17 protein-coding genes, 1 tRNA gene and 1 pseudogene are annotated in these 17,289 nt (G+C 55.4%); 16 read left to right on the top strand and 3 right to left on the bottom strand.

Features of this window, described 5'->3' with window-relative positions; translation table 11 throughout:
- Positions 1–674: 674 nt before the first annotated feature.
- Together tssB and C1N64_RS17185 are read left to right on the top strand one after the other, a co-directional pair.
- Positions 675–1,175 carry a type VI secretion system contractile sheath small subunit gene (gene tssB / locus C1N64_RS17190; protein ID WP_394515027.1) on the top strand — a complete coding sequence of 167 codons (501 nt, stop codon included), beginning with the start codon at positions 675–677 and terminating at the stop codon, positions 1,173–1,175.
- A gap of 43 nt (positions 1,176–1,218) precedes the next feature.
- A pseudogene (locus tag C1N64_RS17185) lies at positions 1,219–1,392 on the top strand (type VI secretion system contractile sheath large subunit); the annotation flags it as partial.
- A gap of 339 nt (positions 1,393–1,731) precedes the next feature.
- Here the strand turns inward: C1N64_RS17185 and C1N64_RS17180 are convergent.
- A tRNA-Arg gene (locus C1N64_RS17180) sits at positions 1,732–1,806 on the bottom strand.
- Positions 1,807–1,879: 73 nt separating this feature from the next.
- Positions 1,880–2,812 (bottom strand): formate/nitrite transporter family protein, encoded by a 933-nt coding sequence (locus C1N64_RS17175; protein WP_039339756.1) that lies wholly within the window; start codon positions 2,810–2,812, stop codon positions 1,880–1,882.
- 243 nt (positions 2,813–3,055) lie between these two features.
- On the opposite strand from C1N64_RS17175, the gene ccmA reads away from it, so the two are divergent.
- From ccmA to mlaA, 10 genes are all read left to right on the top strand, one after another.
- Positions 3,056–3,673 carry a cytochrome c biogenesis heme-transporting ATPase CcmA gene (ccmA, locus tag C1N64_RS17170; protein WP_039340141.1) on the top strand — a complete coding sequence of 206 codons (618 nt, stop codon included), beginning with the start codon at positions 3,056–3,058 and terminating at the stop codon, positions 3,671–3,673.
- A complete protein-coding gene (gene ccmB / locus C1N64_RS17165; RefSeq protein WP_033740735.1) occupies positions 3,673–4,332 on the top strand; it encodes a heme exporter protein CcmB in 660 nt (219 codons plus the stop codon). The genes ccmA and ccmB overlap by 1 nt, the downstream gene beginning before the upstream one ends.
- A 54-nt stretch (positions 4,333–4,386) precedes the next feature.
- The gene (locus C1N64_RS17160; RefSeq protein WP_033740732.1) at positions 4,387–5,127 is read left to right on the top strand and encodes a heme ABC transporter permease; all 741 of its coding nucleotides are present in this window, start codon (positions 4,387–4,389) and stop codon (positions 5,125–5,127) included.
- Positions 5,124–5,357 carry a heme exporter protein CcmD gene (ccmD, locus tag C1N64_RS17155; RefSeq protein ID WP_006120099.1) on the top strand — a complete coding sequence of 78 codons (234 nt, stop codon included), beginning with the start codon at positions 5,124–5,126 and terminating at the stop codon, positions 5,355–5,357. The genes C1N64_RS17160 and ccmD overlap by 4 nt, the downstream gene beginning before the upstream one ends.
- A complete protein-coding gene (ccmE, locus tag C1N64_RS17150; RefSeq protein WP_367143812.1) occupies positions 5,354–5,839 on the top strand; it encodes a cytochrome c maturation protein CcmE in 486 nt (161 codons plus the stop codon). The genes ccmD and ccmE overlap by 4 nt, the downstream gene beginning before the upstream one ends.
- A complete protein-coding gene (locus C1N64_RS17145) occupies positions 5,836–7,794 on the top strand; it encodes a heme lyase CcmF/NrfE family subunit (protein ID WP_367143813.1) in 1,959 nt (652 codons plus the stop codon). Before ccmE ends, C1N64_RS17145 begins: the two co-directional genes overlap by 4 nt.
- A complete protein-coding gene (locus tag C1N64_RS17140) occupies positions 7,791–8,345 on the top strand; it encodes a DsbE family thiol:disulfide interchange protein (protein WP_006120096.1) in 555 nt (184 codons plus the stop codon). Before C1N64_RS17145 ends, C1N64_RS17140 begins: the two co-directional genes overlap by 4 nt.
- On the top strand, positions 8,342–8,782 hold the full coding sequence (locus C1N64_RS17135; RefSeq protein ID WP_394515026.1) for a cytochrome c-type biogenesis protein: 441 nt from the start codon (positions 8,342–8,344) through the stop codon (positions 8,780–8,782). Before C1N64_RS17140 ends, C1N64_RS17135 begins: the two co-directional genes overlap by 4 nt.
- Positions 8,783–8,796: 14 nt before the next feature.
- On the top strand, positions 8,797–10,008 hold the full coding sequence (ccmI, locus tag C1N64_RS17130; protein ID WP_367143814.1) for a c-type cytochrome biogenesis protein CcmI: 1,212 nt from the start codon (positions 8,797–8,799) through the stop codon (positions 10,006–10,008).
- A gap of 129 nt (positions 10,009–10,137) precedes the next feature.
- On the top strand, positions 10,138–10,902 hold the full coding sequence (gene mlaA, locus C1N64_RS17125) for a phospholipid-binding lipoprotein MlaA (protein WP_033740717.1): 765 nt from the start codon (positions 10,138–10,140) through the stop codon (positions 10,900–10,902).
- Between the two features lie 124 nt (positions 10,903–11,026).
- Here the strand turns inward: mlaA and fadL are convergent, their stop codons facing one another.
- On the bottom strand, positions 11,027–12,301 hold the full coding sequence (fadL, locus tag C1N64_RS17120) for a long-chain fatty acid transporter FadL (RefSeq protein WP_033740714.1): 1,275 nt from the start codon (positions 12,299–12,301) through the stop codon (positions 11,027–11,029).
- A 358-nt stretch (positions 12,302–12,659) separates the two neighbouring features.
- Here fadL and C1N64_RS17115 point away from each other — a divergent pair, with 358 nt between their 5' ends.
- The 4 genes from C1N64_RS17115 (at position 12,660) to sixA (ending at position 17,233) form a co-directional block, all read left to right on the top strand.
- The gene (locus C1N64_RS17115) at positions 12,660–12,956 is read left to right on the top strand and encodes a YfcZ/YiiS family protein (RefSeq protein ID WP_006120091.1); all 297 of its coding nucleotides are present in this window, start codon (positions 12,660–12,662) and stop codon (positions 12,954–12,956) included.
- A 162-nt stretch (positions 12,957–13,118) separates the two neighbouring features.
- Entirely contained in the window at positions 13,119–14,429 is a 1,311-nt protein-coding gene (gene fadI / locus C1N64_RS17110; RefSeq protein WP_283786078.1) for an acetyl-CoA C-acyltransferase FadI, read from the top strand.
- The gene (fadJ, locus tag C1N64_RS17105; protein WP_394515025.1) at positions 14,429–16,549 is read left to right on the top strand and encodes a fatty acid oxidation complex subunit alpha FadJ; all 2,121 of its coding nucleotides are present in this window, start codon (positions 14,429–14,431) and stop codon (positions 16,547–16,549) included. The genes fadI and fadJ overlap by 1 nt, the downstream gene beginning before the upstream one ends.
- Before the next feature lie 201 nt (positions 16,550–16,750).
- Positions 16,751–17,233: a phosphohistidine phosphatase SixA gene (gene sixA, locus C1N64_RS17100; RefSeq protein WP_394515024.1), complete on the top strand. Its 483-nt coding sequence runs from the start codon at positions 16,751–16,753 to the stop codon at positions 17,231–17,233.
- The last annotated feature ends 56 nt before the right edge of the window (positions 17,234–17,289 follow it).

The raw sequence follows: 17,289 nt of genomic DNA, 5'->3' as shown, positions 1-17,289 counted from the left end.
ATAACTCGCGGTCAGATGCGGTGACAGGTGACAAGCACGCAGATAACGATAATCTTTCCTCTCTCCGATGTCTGAAATACGTTTATACAGACAGGTGACATACATTGATTTCAGTTTTTTTTAAGCGAAAATAACCAGAATTGATTTACGTCAATAAAAGAAATTATGCTGACATGACGGTCTCGTCATATTCCCCCCTTTTCACACTCGCTTCCTGAAAGTTATTTTTTTAACAATGAAAAATTAACGTTCTCATGTGACTGGTGGGATTTTGCACATGTCATACTCTGAAATACATTGATCACTTACTGAACATCCTTATTCCATAAGCTCTGAAGGGTTTTTAAATAAAAATCATATAAATCATAAATATGATAAAATATTGTTAAAGCATATCTCTGTAACTTTTAGTTACATGTTTTTATTTCCTGTCATGCATGAAACGTTCATAAACTCCGTCTCCAGGTGCTTGCTGGACGTTTTTTTATTTCTGAAAAGTACCTGAAAAATACCGTGTCGACGTGCTGGTGAATGGAATGCGCCCGCTTTACATCCCGGGGTTTTGATTCCTGTCAGATGACGGGAACCGGGATAGTGCTAATAAAGGGTTTGCTTTTCTTTTAATTTCTCGCTGGCAGTGACCGCTTCTATAACTTCATAGTACAGGGACAGCTATGTCTAATTCTTCCTTTCAGTCCGAAATACCCAAAGCACGTATTAATCTGAAACTTGATCTGCATACCGGCGGCGCGAGCAAGAAAACCGAGCTCCCTCTGAAATTGCTGGTTGCGGGCGATTTCAGCCATGGGCAGGAGACAGCACCGTTATCTGAGCGAAAAAAATTTAATCTGAACAAAAATAATTTCGACGCTGTGCTTTCCGAATATTCCCCGAAAGTCAGTCTTACCGTTAAAAACACGCTTGCTGGTGACGGTAGCGAAGAAAATATCCGTCTGACCTTTCAGAGCATGAAGGATTTCTCGCCGGAGCAGGTCTCCCGACAAATACCTCAGCTCAAAGCCATGCTTTCCATGCGCAATTTACTTCGTGATTTAAAGGCCAGCCTGCTGGACAACCAGGCATTCCGAAAAGAGCTGGAAAAAATCCTGCTCGATCCGGCATTAAGCGCCGAACTCCGGTCTGAGTTGTCTGCGCTGGCCCCGAAACAGCCATAGGCTCACGGTGCTTTAACGGATTAATAACGGATTAATAAGGAAGATGCTGATGTCTGTAAAAAATGAAAATGCCGCGGGTGGCGAGAGTGTGGTGCTGGAGCGTCCTGCTGCCGGGGTTTATGCGTCACTGTTTGAAAAAATCAATCTGAACCCGGTGTCCGAGTTGAGTGCACTGGACATCTGGCAGGATGCACAGGCGATGTCGGATGCGACAGCGATCCACATAAAGGCGCTTCATTTTCTTTCTGATTCTGAGAATGTCCCCGACTTGATTATTTAGGAAGATTGCGTGTTATCGGCCAGGCGTTACACTTTTCTTCAGTCTGTCGACAGGGGCAAGCTGGTCGCAAAAAACACGATGAGATGTTGACCGCTTGCCTAAAAGTGCCGGCCGTTCTGAGCCTTAATAAAGCGTGAATGCTTAAACAGGAAATGTGTATGTGTAATCGTTCATGTTGAAATGCGCAGAAACTGGCCGTCGTCACCCAGGCAGAGCAGAGGCGGTATTAAAGATAAGAAGGATGAGTGAATTTGGTGAATGTCAGAAGGCTGTACGTGGTGTCCCCTGCAGGAATCGAACCTGCAACTAGCCCTTAGGAGGGGCTCGTTATATCCATTTAACTAAGGAGACGCCAGCGCAGTATACCGCAGTTAAGCGGCAGGATTCACTACACTGCCGCGCGTTTGCTCATTCTGTCAGCAATTTAGCGTTCTTCTTGCTGCTGCTGACGTTTTTTCTCCGCTTTGCGCCGTTCTGCCTTCGCCTTTGCCTGAGCAGCTTCGCCCATATCATTGCGAATCTGGGCGTGACTTATCAGGGCGAAAATCAGCGTACCGCCCGTCAGGTTACCCAACAGGGTTGGAACAGCAAAAGGCCAGAGAAACGCGGTCCAGGGCACGCTGCCGTTAAACACCAGGTAAAGCACCTCAACGGAACCCACCACGATATGTGCCAGATCGCCCAGTGCGACCAGCCAGGTCATCATCACAATGACAAACAGTTTGGCCGCTCCCGCATAAGGGAACATCCAGACCATTGTGGCAATGATCCAGCCGGAGATCACCGCGTTAGCAAACATCTCGCCCGGCGTATGTTCCATCACCTTCATGCTGATATCCGTAAAGGCCTGGCGAGTGGCTTCATCAAAAATGGGCATTTCGTTAAACGCTAAGGCGGCGAACGCGGTACCAATAAGGTTGCCCAGTAGCACAATGCCCCACAGGCGAAGCAATAAACCAAGATTGCTTGTGGTGGGTTTGTGCATAACGGGCAGAACGGCCGTCACGGTGTTTTCAGTGAAAAGCTGCTGCCGTGCCATAATCACAATCACAAAGCCAAAGGTGTAGCCAAGGTTTTCCAGTAAATAGGCGCCGGGGACGCCGTCCAGATGAACCTGAAAAATGCCCTTGGCCATCAGTGAAGCCCCCATTGACAGCCCGGCCGCAATCGCTGACCACAGCAGCGCCATGCCATCCCGCTCCAGCTCTTTTTCCCCGTCCTGTCGAATCTCTTCGTGGATAGCGGCGGCACGCGAGGGCAGGGCGTCTTCATCTACTTCAATATCCTCCTTTCCCTGTTCTTTTTCTTCGCTGTCTACATCGTTAGGTCCCTGACTTATGCTTGATGAAGGCTTCATGTTTTCTCCTGGTAACAGTACAAATGCGTTATAAGCGTAGTCGTTTTTTGGCTAACGAAACTGTTTCTGCGACAGCGAACAAACGTGACAACCTTCTGCCGTGGTGCGCTTTTTATCCACCAGACGCGCTGAAAAGCACGAATATCTAAGCCCTGCGCAAAAGGGGAGCGCGCACAGCCTTCGGCACGCTGTAACATTGTGCTATCATTTGCGCCTTATTTGGCTGGCGCGATTTACCCCTCCATGTTGGAAATCATTAATCTGCTTTGTGTGCGTGATGAGCGCGCGCTCTTTGAGGCGCTTACGTTTCGCGTGTCGGCAGGTGACATCGTACAAATTGAAGGGCCAAACGGGGCCGGGAAAACGTCGCTGCTGCGTATCCTGGCCGGACTGAGCACGCCTGAACATGGTGAGGTGCGCTGGCAGTCGCAGCCGATTCACCGGCAACGCGACACCTGGCATCAGGCCATGCTTTACCTGGGGCATCTGCCGGGGATCTCATCGGCGTTATCGGCGCTGGAAAATCTGCGCTTTTATCATCCAGACTGCCGCGATGAACACCTTTTTACTGCACTGGCCAGCGTCGGCCTGGCAGGTTATGAAGAGGTCGCGGCCGCGCAGCTCTCTGCCGGACAACAGCGGCGCATCGCCCTGGCCCGGCTGTGGCTGACCCGGGCAACCTTATGGATCCTGGACGAACCTTTAACCGCCCTCGATCACACGGGGGTAGAGACGTTAATGAGCCGCTTTGTGGCGCACACGCAGCAGGGGGGGGCTGTCATCGTGACCAGCCATCAGGCGCTACCGGGGCTGACGGGGCAGATCAATACTATCCGCCTGCATGCCGTGGAGTGGCAGTAATGTTGTGTCGTCTTATTCAGCGCGAATTACGTATCGCCTGTCGTCGCGGCGCCGAAGTGATGAATCCACTGTGGTTTTTCCTGATTGTCATCACGCTCTTCCCGTTGGGTATCGGTCCCGATCCTCATCAGCTGGCACGGATCGCACCCGGCATTGTCTGGGTTGCGGCATTGCTCTCTTCGCTGCTCGCGCTGGAAAGGCTGTTTCGTGATGACCTTAACGACGGCACGCTGGAGCAACTTTTATTGTCGCCTGTACCGCTGCCGGTCACGGTGCTGGGGAAAATCATCGCCCACTGGCTGGTCACGGGCTTGCCGTTAATTCTGCTTTCGCCCCTGGCGGCCCTGTTGCTGTCCCTGGATATGCCGGGCTGGCGGGCGGTGGCACTGACGCTGCTGTTAGGAACACCGACGCTGAGTTTTCTCGGCGCGATTGGCGTGGGGCTGACCGTTGGGTTGCGTCGCGGCGGCGTGCTGCTCAGCCTGTTGGTTCTGCCACTGGCTATTCCGGTACTGATTTTTGCCAGCGCGGCCATCGACGCCGCAGGTCAGGGGTTAGCCATTGGCGGTTACCTGGCGTTGCTGGGGGCGATGCTGGTCGCGAGTGCGACGCTGGCCCCGTTTGCCACCGCCGCGGCGTTGCGGATTACGCTGCACTAAATCAGCACGCATCAGACGTGTTATTCGCGTTTATTTAAAAGTGAGCAAGTAAACATGTGGAAAGGATTACATCAGCTGGCGAAGCCCGAACGGCTGTATCAGTTGTGCGGTCGGCTGGTGCCGGGGTTCGCCCTGGCCAGTGCGGCGGTACTGCTGCTGGCCTGGATATGGGGATTTGGCTATGCACCGGCAGACTACCAGCAGGGTGACAGTTTTCGCATTATGTATATTCATGTTCCGGCGGCCATGTGGTCGATGGGGATATACAGCGCGATGGCCGTTGCGGCGTTTACTGGTCTGGTCTGGCAGATGAAAATGGCCGATTTAGTCTCAGCGGCGATGGCACCGATCGGTGCGGTGTTTACCTTTATTGCGCTGGTTACCGGTTCTGCCTGGGGCAAGCCGATGTGGGGAACCTGGTGGATATGGGACGCCAGGCTCACATCAGAACTGGTGCTGCTGTTTTTATATCTGGGCGTCATTGCGCTGTATCAGGCGTTCGAGGACCGTCGCATGGCCGGGCGCGCCGCAGGGGTGCTCATTCTGGTCGGCGTGATCAATCTGCCCATCATTCATTTCTCTGTGCAGTGGTGGAATACCTTGCATCAGGGATCGTCCGGCTTACTGCAACAGGCTATCGCGCCGCCGATGCGCACGCCGCTGCGCTGGGCCATCCTGGGTGACCTGCTGTTGTTTATCACGTTAACGCTGATGCGCTTACGCAACCTGATTCTGCTGACGGAACGTAAACGTCCTTGGGCGATTGCCCTGGCAAAGACAAGGAGCAAAGAATGACGCCCGCTTTTGCCTCATGGCATGACTTCATTGCCATGGGCGGTTACGCTTTTTACGTCTGGCTGGCGGTGGCAGGGGCGCTGGTGCCTCTTTGTGGCCTGATTGTACACAGCTGGTGGTCACACAGACGTTTGCTGGCGGACATTCGCCAGCGTGATGCCCGGGAGCGCCGTCTGCGCGCGGCCAGTGTTAAACGTGCCGGGACTAAAACGGCAGGAGAAGCGAAGTGAATATCCGCCGTCGTAATCGCCTGTATGTCGTCGTGGCGATATTTACCGGACTTGGACTGGCTACCGCGCTGGTAATGTATGCGCTGCGGTCCAATATCGATCTGTTTTATACGCCAGGTGAAATCCTGGAGGGGAAAGGTGATGCACACATCAGGCCGGAACCCGGACAGCGTCTGCGCGTGGGCGGCGTGGTGATGCCCGGCAGCGTCACGCGAGATCCCCGAACGCTGGCCGTCTCTTTTCAGCTTTACGATGGCCGTGGTGTGGTCAGTGTAAACTTTGTGGGCATTTTGCCCGATCTGTTTCGCGAGGGACAGGGCGTCGTTGCACAGGGCGTCCTTGAACCCGGCAACCTGATCAACGCCAAAGAAGTGCTGGCGAAACATGATGAAAACTATACGCCACCTGAAATCACCGCCGCGATGAAGCCCGCACCACCCGTGCAACAGGCCGCGACTCACCCGGCAGGACAGACACCATGATGCCAGAACTGGGCAGTTTTTTACTCTGTCTCGGCGTCGCGTTGGCGCTGCTGCTCAGCGTGTATCCGCTCTGGGGGGCCTGGCGCCAGGATGCGCGCCTGATGGGCATGGCGCGTCCCCTGGCCGTTGGCCTGTTCGGCTGTGTGGCGGGGGCTTTCGGGTTGCTGGTCTGGGCGTTTATCGTTAACGACTTTACCGTAAGCTATGTCGTTAACAACTCGAATTCCCTGCTGCCGGTCTATTACCGCATTGCGGCCACCTGGGGGGCGCACGAAGGCTCCCTGCTGCTGTGGGTGCTGCTGTTGAGTGGCTGGACGCTGGCCGTGGCGATCTTCAGCCGCGGCATGCCGCAGGACGCACTGGCGCGCGTGCTGGCGGTGATGGGCATGATTACGCTGGGCTTCCTGCTATTTATCATCCTCACCTCTAATCCGTTCAGCCGTACCCTGCCGGACTTTCCCGTCGATGGCCGCGACCTCAATCCCATGCTGCAGGATATTGGCCTGATCTTCCATCCGCCTTTGTTATACATGGGCTATGTCGGTTTCTCGGTGGCCTTTGCTTTTGCCATTGCCTCCTTGATGGCCGGAAGGCTGGATACCGCCTGGGCGCGCTGGTCGCGTCCCTGGACCACCGCAGCCTGGCTGTTCCTGACCATAGGTATTGTGCTGGGCTCTGCGTGGGCCTATTACGAGCTGGGCTGGGGCGGCTGGTGGTTCTGGGATCCGGTTGAAAATGCGTCCTTTATGCCCTGGCTGGCTGGCACGGCGTTAATGCACTCACTGGCGGTGACCGAAAAGCGCGGCACCTTTAAAGCCTGGACCGTATTGCTGGCGATTACCGCGTTCTCCCTGAGTCTGCTCGGGACCTTCCTGGTGCGATCCGGCGTGCTGGTCTCGGTGCACGCGTTTGCCTCCGATCCGGCGCGGGGCATGTTTATTCTGGCCTTTTTGGTGATTGTTATTGGCAGCTCGCTGCTGCTCTATGCCCTCAAAGGAGGGCAGGTCCGCAGCAGGGTACAAAACGCCTTGTGGTCGCGCGAATCCTTTCTGCTGGGCAATAACGTCCTGTTGATTGCGGCCATGCTGGTGGTGCTGCTCGGTACGCTGTTACCGCTGGTCCATAAACAACTCGGTCTGGGCAGCATCTCCGTGGGCCAGCCCTTTTTTAATATGCTGTTCAGCTGGCTGATGGCACCGCTGGCCTTAATGTTGGGGACTGGGCCGTTAGTGCGCTGGCGCCGTGATGAACCCCAGAAGCTGGTACGGCGTTTGCTGTTAGCACTGGTCGTCACGCTGCTGGCCTCCGTGCTGTTGCCCTGGTGGCTACAGGATCGGGTAGAGGCAATGACGGTAGTGGGCCTGCTGATGGCGGTATGGATCATCGTGTTAACCCTGATGGAACTGCATGAACGTGCGACGCATCGTCATTCTTTTTTCACCGGACTGCGCCACTTGTCACGCAGCCACTGGGGCATGGTGCTCGGCCATTTAGGTGTCGGCGTCACCGTGATTGGGATAGCGTTTAGCACGCAATACAGCGTTGAACGGGATGTGCGCATGAAAGCGGGCGACAGTGTTGATATCCATCACTACCACTTTGTCTTCCGCGATGTTCAGGATCTGCAAGGGCCCAACTACAGCGGCGGCGTGGCGGTGATTGATGTGACGCGGGACGGGCAGCCTGAAGCGATGTTGTATGCGGAAAAACGCTTTTATTCAGCGGCGCGCACCATGATGACCGAGGCGGCAATTGATGGTGGCTTTACCCGCGATCTCTATGCGGCGCTGGGTGAGGAACTCGATGACGGCAGTTGGGCGGTGCGCATTTACTATAAACCCTTTGTGCGCTGGATTTGGTTCGGTGGACTGTTTATGGCTGCGGGCGGTCTGCTCTGTTTACTGGATCCGCGTTATCGTGCGCGTAAAAAAGGCGAGCGCGAGGTGCGGGCATGAAAAAGATTCTGTTTATTCCCCTGATCCTGTTTTTACTGCTGGCCGCCGCGCTGCTTTGGCAACTGTCACGCAATGCGGCGGGCGACGATCCTACGCGGCTGGAGTCGGCGTTAATTGGTAAACCGTTGCCGGTGTTCCGGCTCGAAGCCCTGGAAACGCCCGGTAAAACCTACAACCAGCAAACGCTTATCACCGGCAAACCGCTTTTACTCAACGTCTGGGCAACATGGTGCCCGACCTGTCGGGCAGAACATCATTATCTGAATACGCTGGCAGAGCAGGGCGTGCGGGTAGTCGGGCTCAATTATAAAGACGATCGGCAAAAGGCGGTGACCTGGTTAAACACGCTGGGTAATCCTTATGCGCTCAGCCTGTATGATGGCGACGGTATGCTGGGCCTGGATCTTGGCGTATATGGCGCACCGGAAACCTTTCTGATCGATGGCAACGGCATTATTCGCTATCGCCATGCCGGAGATCTGAATCCACGTGTCTGGCAGCAGGAAGTAAAGCCTTTATGGGATAAATACAACACGGAGAGCGGCTCATGAAAGCGCTGGTGATGATGCTTTGCGGCTTGCTGTTTAGCGCCAGCCTGTGGGCGGCCATCGATACCTATGCATTTGACTCCGTCGCGCAGGAAGAACAGTACCGTGATATCACCGCCTCCCTGCGCTGCCCCAAATGTCAGAACAACAGCATTGCGGATTCCAACGCCATGATTGCGGCGGATATGCGGTTGAAAGTTTATCAGCTGATGAAACAGGGACAAACGCGTCAGCAGATCCTCGACTATATGGTGGCGCGCTACGGCAATTTCGTCAGCTACCAACCGCCCGTAACGCCATCCACCGTGATTCTGTGGCTGGGACCTGCGCTGTTTGTCGCAGGCGGCGCGGGCGTAATCGTCTGGCGCAGTCGCCAGCGTAAGACCTGTAGCGAACTGAGTGATGAAGAGCAACAGCGGCTTGAAGCCATTTTGAAATAGGACAGGGAAGCATAATGGCAGCCTTTTTAATCGCGATAGTGGTACTGCTGTTCGCGGCCTGTGTGCTGTTCCTGGCCGCAGGCTGGCGTCCGCGCGCGTCCCACATAGTCACGCGTGACAGCCTTAATAAAGATTTTTATCACCAACGGCTGGCCGAACTGACGCAGGATGAGGATCAGGGCGTGATCGCCGAGCGGGACGTGATGGCGCGCGAGCTACAGCAGTCACTGTTGAGTGATATTCCGCCCGCACCGGATGCACAGTCGCGCAGCAGTCGCCGTTGGGTATTGTTACCGGGCATTATTGTCTTACTGGTCGTGCCGCTGGTGTGCTATCTCAACACCGGCGGTTTTGTGCCGTTCAGCGGCTGGCTGCAGGTGCAGAAAGCGTACCCTGCGCTGCGTGCGCAGGTGCTGGATCCTCACGCGAAGCCGCTGACGCCGGAACAGCTTTCACGCTTACAGCTCGGTTTGCGCAGCCATCTGCAAACCGAGCCTGATAACCTTAGCGACTGGGCAATGCTTGGCCGTCTTGGTATGGTGCTGAATAACGCGACGACCGCCCGTCAGGCGTTCGAGCACGCGCTGCAGTTGGCACCGAATAATCAGGTATTAAAACAGGATTACGCCGAGGTTCTGGCCCGGTCGGGCGATCCACAGGAAAACCGTCAGGCAGAACTTGTGTTGCAGGATCTGCGTAAACAGGATCCGCACAATGCCCGGACGCTGAGCCTGCTGGCTTACGCTGCCTTTGAACAGCAACACTATGCTCAGGCGATTGCGGCCTGGCAAACCTTACTGAACGCGCTGCCGGCGGACGATCCCCGGCGCGACAACATTGCGCGCAGTATTGAGCAAGCCAGAACGGACGCCGGACAACAAGCGAGCCAGTTGACGGTAGATGTGACGCTTTCTCCCCAGGCAGAAAACATGTTACCGCCGGGCGGAGTCATGTATATTTCGGTTACTGACGGTATGTCGCCCGTGCCGGTGGCCGTGAAGCGTCTTGCTGCCGGGCATTTTCCCGTGTCGCTGACGCTGGATGACAGTAATGCCATGATGCAGGGGCGCCGTCTTTCGGCGCAGAAACAGATCCAGGTTCGCGTCAGGATTTCACGTAATGGCCGCGCGAACCCTGAGCCGGGTGACTGGTTCGGTGTCAGCGCCGTCGTGCCCTGGGACGGTCATCAGCATGTGACCGTTGAGATTAATGCGCAGCAGCCTTAGACCGATATTCTCTGGCTCTGTCTGAATCTGTAAACCGCACCGTGGATATCAGCTATGCTTGCTTAACGCGCTGATCTACCCGAGAAAGGCGGCAGGGTATACATCACTTATATGCACAGGGAGAAAAAAATGGATCACCGCCTGACCAGCCTGGCCTTGGCCAGTGTGCTTCTGGTGGGTTGTGCCAGTTCAAAGCCGGAGACCGATGCGCCAGCCGGGCGTAGCGATCCGTTTGAAGGCTTTAACCGCACAATGTTTAACTTTAACTACAATGTGCTGGACCCGTATGTGGTGCGTCCGGTGGCTGTGGCCTGGCGCGACTATGTGCCCGTCCCGGCACGTGCTGGCCTGAGCAACTTCCTGGGCAACCTGAGCGAACCCGCCAGTATGGTGAACGCTATTCTGGTCGGTGAACCGCGCAATGCCGGTATTCACTTCACGCGTTTCTTCCTGAATACCGTGCTGGGCCTGGGCGGCTTTATCGACGTTGCAGGCAAAGCGAACCCTGAGCTGGCGCGCCAGGGGCCGCAACGCTTCGGTACCACGCTGGGGCACTATGGCGTGGGCTACGGTCCTTACGTGCAGTTGCCTGGCTATGGCAGCTTTACGGTGCGTCAGGACGGCGGCGATTATGTGGATACGCTTTATCCGGTGCTGGGCTGGTTGACCTGGCCGATGTCCGTGGGTAAATGGGCACTTGAAGGGGTGGAAACACGTGCGCAACTGCTGGACTCCGATGCCATCCTGAAACAGCAGCGCGATCCTTACGCCTTTATGCGTAACGCCTATTTTGAGCGCTATGACTTCCTGGCGCGTGGTGGCAAGCTGAAGCCCGAAGATAATCCGAACGCAGCGGCAATTCAGGACGATCTCAAAGATATCGATTCTCAGTAATGTGAGGCCGCCCGGAAAAGGGCGGCTTCAGGCTGAAGTGATTTATACGAATGTTCTGTCAGGGCTCGCCAGGCGGAGCAAAAAAAAGCGACACAGTGTGTCGCTTTTTTTTGCGGTCAACATATCAGAATTTGTAGTTGAAGCTCGCGCCGTACAGCCAGGCTTTACCACTGGAATTAAAGGTGTAATTGCCTTCCTGAATGGTAACTTTCTGACCATGCATATAAGAGACGCCGACATCGACGGAGGCATCGTCATTAAATGCATAGGAGGCACCCGCACTCAGCCACAAGCGATCCTGATCCGGGATGGAGATGGAACGCTTGTCAGCCGGAACCGGGCTGTCATCAAAGGCGATACCGCTGCGGAAGGTCCAGTTTTTATCGTACTGGTAAGTGGTACCCAGGGCGATACGGTAGGCATCATGGAAGCCTTCATCTTTATAGAACAGCGTCTGACCATTCGAACCGGTCGCTTTCAGCTCCTGGAACTGGCTCCAGCTGGTATAGGCCAGGCTATAGTGAACGGCCCATTGTGGCGCGACTTTATGCCAGCCTGAAACTTCCCACATTTCTGGCAGATTCAGGGTTAATGAACCCGGAATCGTGTTTCCGCTTGTGCCAAAAGGTGCGCCGGGGATGTTAAATGCGTTGATGGCCGCAGGAAGATTACTTTTGTAATCCCCATCAAAGTCAACTTTCACTTCAGAGCGGTAGGTAAAACCAAAACGGTTATTATCATCAACTTCATAAAGTACACCGGCGTTCCAGCCGTAACCCCATTCATTCCCCTTTAGTCGGGTAATTTGGGTATCCGCAGGAATGCCCAGCGCGGAGAACGACTCTCCGGCATAACGCTCAATTTTCGCTTTAGCATAAACGGCATCAAAACCCACACCAAAGCTGAAGTGTTCATTCAGGCGGTAGGCGGTGCTGAGGTTAAGATTCACGGTCGTCAGGTCTGTTTTACCGCCGAATCCGCCTGCGGTATAACCGTTATTAAATTCTGTCGCCAGACCGTAGTTTGAGGTGGCAGAGGCCCCTACCCACCATTGGTCATTAATCGGCTGGACATAGTGCAGATCAGGGACCCACTGATTAGGCGCGATGTTTTTCGCATCCAGGCTACGTCCTGTTGGACTCTGGCCGCTGATATCCACTTGAGGATCGATATAAACCGCACCGAGTGAAAATTCAGGGCGATCCATCAGCGCCATGGTCGCCGGGTTACGGCTGGCTGAGGCCGCCGTATCACCCATTGCGCCTTCGCCTGAATAAGCACGACCTAAACCAATGGAAGAAAATTCATTTAACTGAAATCCGGCTGCGTAAACGTTAGAGGAAATAAGCGCTACCGCAGCTGCCACGGCTGACTTTGCGAACAGGTTTTTATGGTTCATGACCACAACCTCATGTGAATTATTATTTAACGTTGTGACGTCGTGTAACAAGGAACGGCGGATTGTATGGACTGATGACGGTCGGACATATCAGACCAGTGCGGAGAGTATAGGTCCGACCTGTACACATGTTGCAATATTGTTTTTAAATTATTTCCAATTTGATAGATGAAAATTCGATCTGCTTAACACTTCTCTGCGGGAAACGAGGCAGGCAGCAGGCGCAAAACTGATTCAGATCAAATTATATTGTGATATTCGTCACTTAGCGTCGCGTGCATAGCGGGGGAGAAATCCACAGCGTAGAATTTTTCGCAGCGAAGGCTTTTCCCTTTAGTTGTGAAACCAGGAGATTACCATGACGGATGCTCTGAAAAAATGTCGCGCGACCGAAACGGCGGCATGCTGTTGTGTGGATGTCGGTACCGTAATGGACAACACCGATTGTACCGCCAGTTGGTCAGCGTGGTTTGGCCAGCGCGCGGAAGCCGACAGCAAACTGGCTGAACTGAGCGAAAGGGCGCGTCAGGTCGAGTCCGATCCCTGTGTCATAGATGCGCGATTCACAGAAGAGACGGGCGGCGTGCGGCTTGATGTTGCTTTTACTTTTAGCTGTCAGGCAGAAACCCTGATTTTTCAGTTAGGTTTACGCTGAACCGCTTAACGCCGCTGCCCGGCGGCGTTTGTCATTTTCGTGTTTCTCATCTCACTTTTCTCTTCCTGATGTTGGCGGCGTAGCCGCTTGTGGTTAACACTGTGGATCAGGTCAGACCTCTTTTGGCAATGATGCCCCGGTCACGATGCACAGGTGGATACAATGAGCAAAGCGCAGTCACTGTTGACGCGTACGGGCGAGCGCATCGCTATCACTCATGGATTACGTACGCCTTTTCTCCGTCAGGCGGCAGGATTTCATGGCATTCCCGCCGTAGAGTTGGGCCGGATGGTGGTCAGTGAAATGGTGGCCCGGAGTGAGTTACCGGTCGGGATGATTGAGCAACTGGTGTTTGGTCAGGTGGTGCAGATGCCAGAGGCTCCCAACATCGCGCGGGAAATTGTGCTGAGCAGTGGCCTCAGCGTCAGTACCGATGCGTACAGCGTCAGCCGAGCCTGTGCGACCAGCTTCCAGGCGGTGGCTAACGTCACGGAAAGCCTGCTGGCAGGCACGATTTCGGTCGGTATTGCGGGCGGCGCGGATTCCTCTTCCGTCCTGCCGATTGGCGTCAGTAAAACGCTGGCTCGTGCGCTGGTGGATATGAACAAAGCAAAAAGCCTTTCCCAAAAGTTTCAGATTCTGCGCCGCCTGCGTCCCGGCGATCTGTTACCGGTGCCGCCTGCCGTGGCCGAATACTCCACAGGATTACGCATGGGCGATACCGCAGAACAGATGGCGAAAACGCACGGCATCAGCCGGGAAGAACAGGATGCGCTGGCTCTGCGTTCGCATCTGCGCGCAGCGCAGGCCTGGCAGTCGGGCGTGCTGAATCAGGAAGTCATGGCCGCCTTCGTCCCGCCCTTCAAGGCCCCCATAGACCAGGATAATAACGTGCGAATGGATGCGAAAGCGGCTGACTATGCCCGTTTACGTCCGGCGTTTGATCGCCAGCACGGCACGGTAACGGCAGCCAACAGCACGCCGTTAACGGACGGGGCGGCGGCGGTGATATTGATGCGTGAAGGCCAGGCCAAAGCGCTGGGATTACAGCCGCTGGGCTATCTGCGCAGCTACGCCTTTACCGCCATTGATGTCTGGCAGGACATGCTGCTTGGGCCCGCTTACGCCTCGCCGCTGGCGCTTGATCGTGCTGGCATCACGCTGGCTGATCTGACGCTTATTGATATGCATGAAGCGTTCGCGGCGCAGACCTTGAGTAATATCAAGCTGTTTCGTGACGAACGTTTTGCCCGCGAGGTATTAAACCGCTCGCACGCGCTGGGTGAAATCGACGATGCACGTTTTAACGTCCTGGGCGGCTCCATCGCCTATGGTCATCCTTTTGCGGCGACCGGCGCGCGCATGATCACGCAGACCTTAAATGAATTGCGTCGGCGCGGAGGCGGGCTGGGACTGGTCACGGCCTGTGCCGCCGGAGGATTAGGTGCAGCCATGGTTCTGGAGGCCGAATAATGGAACAGCGCGCGTTTACTTTGCAGATGCGGGACGATCATGTTGGCGTGATCACCATTGATGTGCCCAATGAAAAAATGAATACGCTGAAGGCGGAATTTGCGGTCCAGATTGCCAGCCTGATTAGCGAGGCACGCCAGCATCCGCAGCTGCTCGGGCTGGTACTGATTTCCGGCAAGCCTGACAACTTTGTAGCAGGTGCCGATATCAGCATGATTGATCGCTGTCAGCGTGCGGATGAAGCCGAAGCTCTGGCAAGGCAAGGGCAGGAGGTAATGGCCGCGATTGCCGCCTTGCCGTTTCCCGTGGTGGCCGCCATTCACGGGGCCTGCTTAGGCGGCGGTCTTGAGCTGGCGCTGGCCTGTCATTCACGCATCTGTACGCTGGATGATAAAACCCGTCTGGGACTGCCGGAAGTGCAACTGGGATTACTGCCCGGTTCGGGTGGCACGCAGCGTCTGCCGCATCTGATTGGCGTGCAAAAGGCTTTACCTCTCATCCTGACGGGGAAAAGCCTGCGCGCGAAACAGGCGAAAAAACTGGGGATTGTCGATGACGCGGTGCCGCAGGCGATCCTGCTGGATACCGCTATCGAAAGCGTTAAAAAAGGCAAACGCCGCCGCGCACCGCTTCCGCTGCGCGACCGTCTGCTGCAGGGGCCGATCGCCCGCCAGGCCTTGTTTGCGCTGGTCAGGCGGGAAACGGAACGCAAAACCCAGGGGAACTATCCGGCCGCGCAACGTATCATCGATGTGGTGCGCATTGGGCTTGAGCAAAGCAGTCAGGCAGGTTATGCCGCCGAGGCGCGCGCCTTTGGCGAGCTGGCCATGACGCCGGAATCGGCGGCGCTACGCAGCCTGTTTTTTGCCTCCACCGCGCTGAAAAAAGAGAACGGAACTGAGGCGCAGCCCCGGCCAGTCGAACGTGTTGGTGTGCTGGGCGGCGGGTTGATGGGCGGCGGCATTGCCTGCGTCAGCGCCATTCATGCCGGTCTGCCCGTGCGCATCAAAGACATCAGCCTGAACGGCATTAATCATGCGCTGCAGACCAGTTGGGCGCTGCTGAGTAAAAAAGTGCAGCGTCGTCAGCTCACCCCGGCGCAGCGCCAGCAGCAGATGGCGCGCATCAGCGGCGGTACCGACTATCAGGGGTTTACCCAACGTGACATCGTCATCGAGGCGGTGTTTGAAGATCTGGCGCTGAAACAGCAAATGGTGGCAGAGGTGGAAACGCACTGTCAGCCCCAGACGATTTTTGCGTCCAATACCTCTTCCCTCCCGATTGCCGACATTGCGGCGAAGGCCGCGCGTCCTGAGAATATTATTGGCCTGCACTACTTCAGTCCGGTGGAGAAAATGCCGCTGGTTGAAGTTATCCCGCATGCGGCGACCTCGCCTGAAACGCTCGCCAGCACCGTCACGCTGGCACGTAAACAGGGCAAAACGCCGATTGTGGTCGCTGACAGACCGGGCTTTTACGTCAACCGTATTCTGACGCCCTACATCAACGAAGCGATGCGCTGTCTGCTGGAGGGCGAACCTGTTGAACATATTGACCGCGCACTGGTGACGTTTGGCTTTCCGGTTGGGCCGGTTCAACTGCTGGATGAGGTGGGCATCGATGTCGGCAGTAAAATCTCGCCCGGGTTGCAGCAGGCTTACGGTGAACGGTTTGCGGCACCGCCTGCTCTGGCGGCCGTGATCAACGACGGACGCAAAGGGCGAAAAAATCATAAGGGGTTCTATCTGTATGGATCGTCACGTTTGCAACGTAAAAAGCCGGATCCCACCGTGTACGACGTATTGCAGATTAAACCCGCAAGCGTGCAGAGTGGGGCACACATCGCAGAGCGCTGCGTGATGATGATGTTAAATGAGGCGGTGCGCTGTCTGGATGAGCAGGTTATCCGCTCGCCCCGTGACGGTGATATTGGTGCGGTGTTTGGTATTGGCTTTCCCCCGTTTCTGGGCGGGCCATTTCACTATATTGATCGCCTTGGTGCTGGGGAAATCGTCAACAGATTAACGCGGCTTGAGCAGCAATATGGTGACCGCTTTGCACCCTGTGAAAGATTGCAGCGGGCAGCGCAACAGCAGACAAAGTTTTACACTTCTTCATAAATATGAATATCCATCCTGATTCAGGGGGTTAGTCGTGTGTCGCACCATCATGATGCGACGCCGTAATCGGGCAGGTGCTTATTTAATAAACAACCGGTTGACTATACTGAAGCCATTAGGGTAAAACACGACGTTCATTCGCAGAATGAAGCGCCTGACGCGAAGGTGTCAGGCGATGTCGACAAACAACAGCGGTGCTTTATGCAAGTTTTTATCATGCGTCACGGCGATGCGGCGCTCGACGCTGCCAGTGATTCAGTCCGGCCCTTAACGCTTTGTGGATGTGATGAATCACGCCAGATGGCGAACTGGTTAAAAGATCAGGCTGTTGACATTGAACGTGTCCTGGTCAGCCCTTATCTGCGTGCGCAACAAACGCTCGCGACAGTTCGTGAGGCGCTGCCCTTACCAGACGGGGCGGATATCCTGCCGGAGTTAACGCCTGGTGGCGATCCGGGGCTGGTGGGCTGCTATTTGCAGACGCTGGCAAACGAAGGAGTGAAATCGGTGCTGGTGATCTCTCACCTGCCGCTGGTCGGTTATCTGGTGTCGGAGCTGTGCCCTCAGGAAACGCCACCGATGTTCGCTACTTCGGCCATTGCCTGCGTGGATTTTGACCCGGCGGAAAGCCAGGGCAAGCTGCTCTGGCAGGCCAGTCCTAAAAAACTGGCAAAAGCGATGTAAACGCTGTCGGGCCATCCTCTGGCCCGACACTGAAAACGTTTGACTCACTTCACCCG

The sequence above is a fragment of the Pantoea sp. SGAir0215 genome (assembly GCF_043543215.1).
This window is presented reverse-complemented; position numbering and strand designations above follow the sequence as displayed.

Bases quoted from the DNA above. Each gene is read 5' to 3' on its own strand.
- ccmD (WP_006120099.1), top strand. From the start codon at position 5,124: ATGACGCCCGCTTTTGCCTCATGGCATGACTTCATTGCCATGGGCGGT.
- ccmB (WP_033740735.1), top strand. From the start codon at position 3,673: ATGTTGTGTCGTCTTATTCAGCGCGAATTACGTATCGCCTGTCGTCGC.
- tssB (WP_394515027.1), top strand. From the start codon at position 675: ATGTCTAATTCTTCCTTTCAGTCCGAAATACCCAAAGCACGTATTAAT.
- ccmI (WP_367143814.1), top strand. From the start codon at position 8,797: ATGGCAGCCTTTTTAATCGCGATAGTGGTACTGCTGTTCGCGGCCTGT.
- C1N64_RS17115 (WP_006120091.1), top strand. From the start codon at position 12,660: ATGACGGATGCTCTGAAAAAATGTCGCGCGACCGAAACGGCGGCATGC.
- C1N64_RS17160 (WP_033740732.1), top strand. From the start codon at position 4,387: ATGTGGAAAGGATTACATCAGCTGGCGAAGCCCGAACGGCTGTATCAG.
- sixA (WP_394515024.1), top strand. From the start codon at position 16,751: ATGCAAGTTTTTATCATGCGTCACGGCGATGCGGCGCTCGACGCTGCC.
- fadJ (WP_394515025.1), top strand. From the start codon at position 14,429: ATGGAACAGCGCGCGTTTACTTTGCAGATGCGGGACGATCATGTTGGC.
- C1N64_RS17145 (WP_367143813.1), top strand. From the start codon at position 5,836: ATGATGCCAGAACTGGGCAGTTTTTTACTCTGTCTCGGCGTCGCGTTG.
- fadI (WP_283786078.1), top strand. From the start codon at position 13,119: ATGAGCAAAGCGCAGTCACTGTTGACGCGTACGGGCGAGCGCATCGCT.
- ccmA (WP_039340141.1), top strand. From the start codon at position 3,056: ATGTTGGAAATCATTAATCTGCTTTGTGTGCGTGATGAGCGCGCGCTC.
- C1N64_RS17135 (WP_394515026.1), top strand. From the start codon at position 8,342: ATGAAAGCGCTGGTGATGATGCTTTGCGGCTTGCTGTTTAGCGCCAGC.
- mlaA (WP_033740717.1), top strand. From the start codon at position 10,138: ATGGATCACCGCCTGACCAGCCTGGCCTTGGCCAGTGTGCTTCTGGTG.
- fadL (WP_033740714.1), bottom strand. From the start codon at position 12,301: ATGAACCATAAAAACCTGTTCGCAAAGTCAGCCGTGGCAGCTGCGGTA.
- C1N64_RS17175 (WP_039339756.1), bottom strand. From the start codon at position 2,812: ATGAAGCCTTCATCAAGCATAAGTCAGGGACCTAACGATGTAGACAGC.
- C1N64_RS17140 (WP_006120096.1), top strand. From the start codon at position 7,791: ATGAAAAAGATTCTGTTTATTCCCCTGATCCTGTTTTTACTGCTGGCC.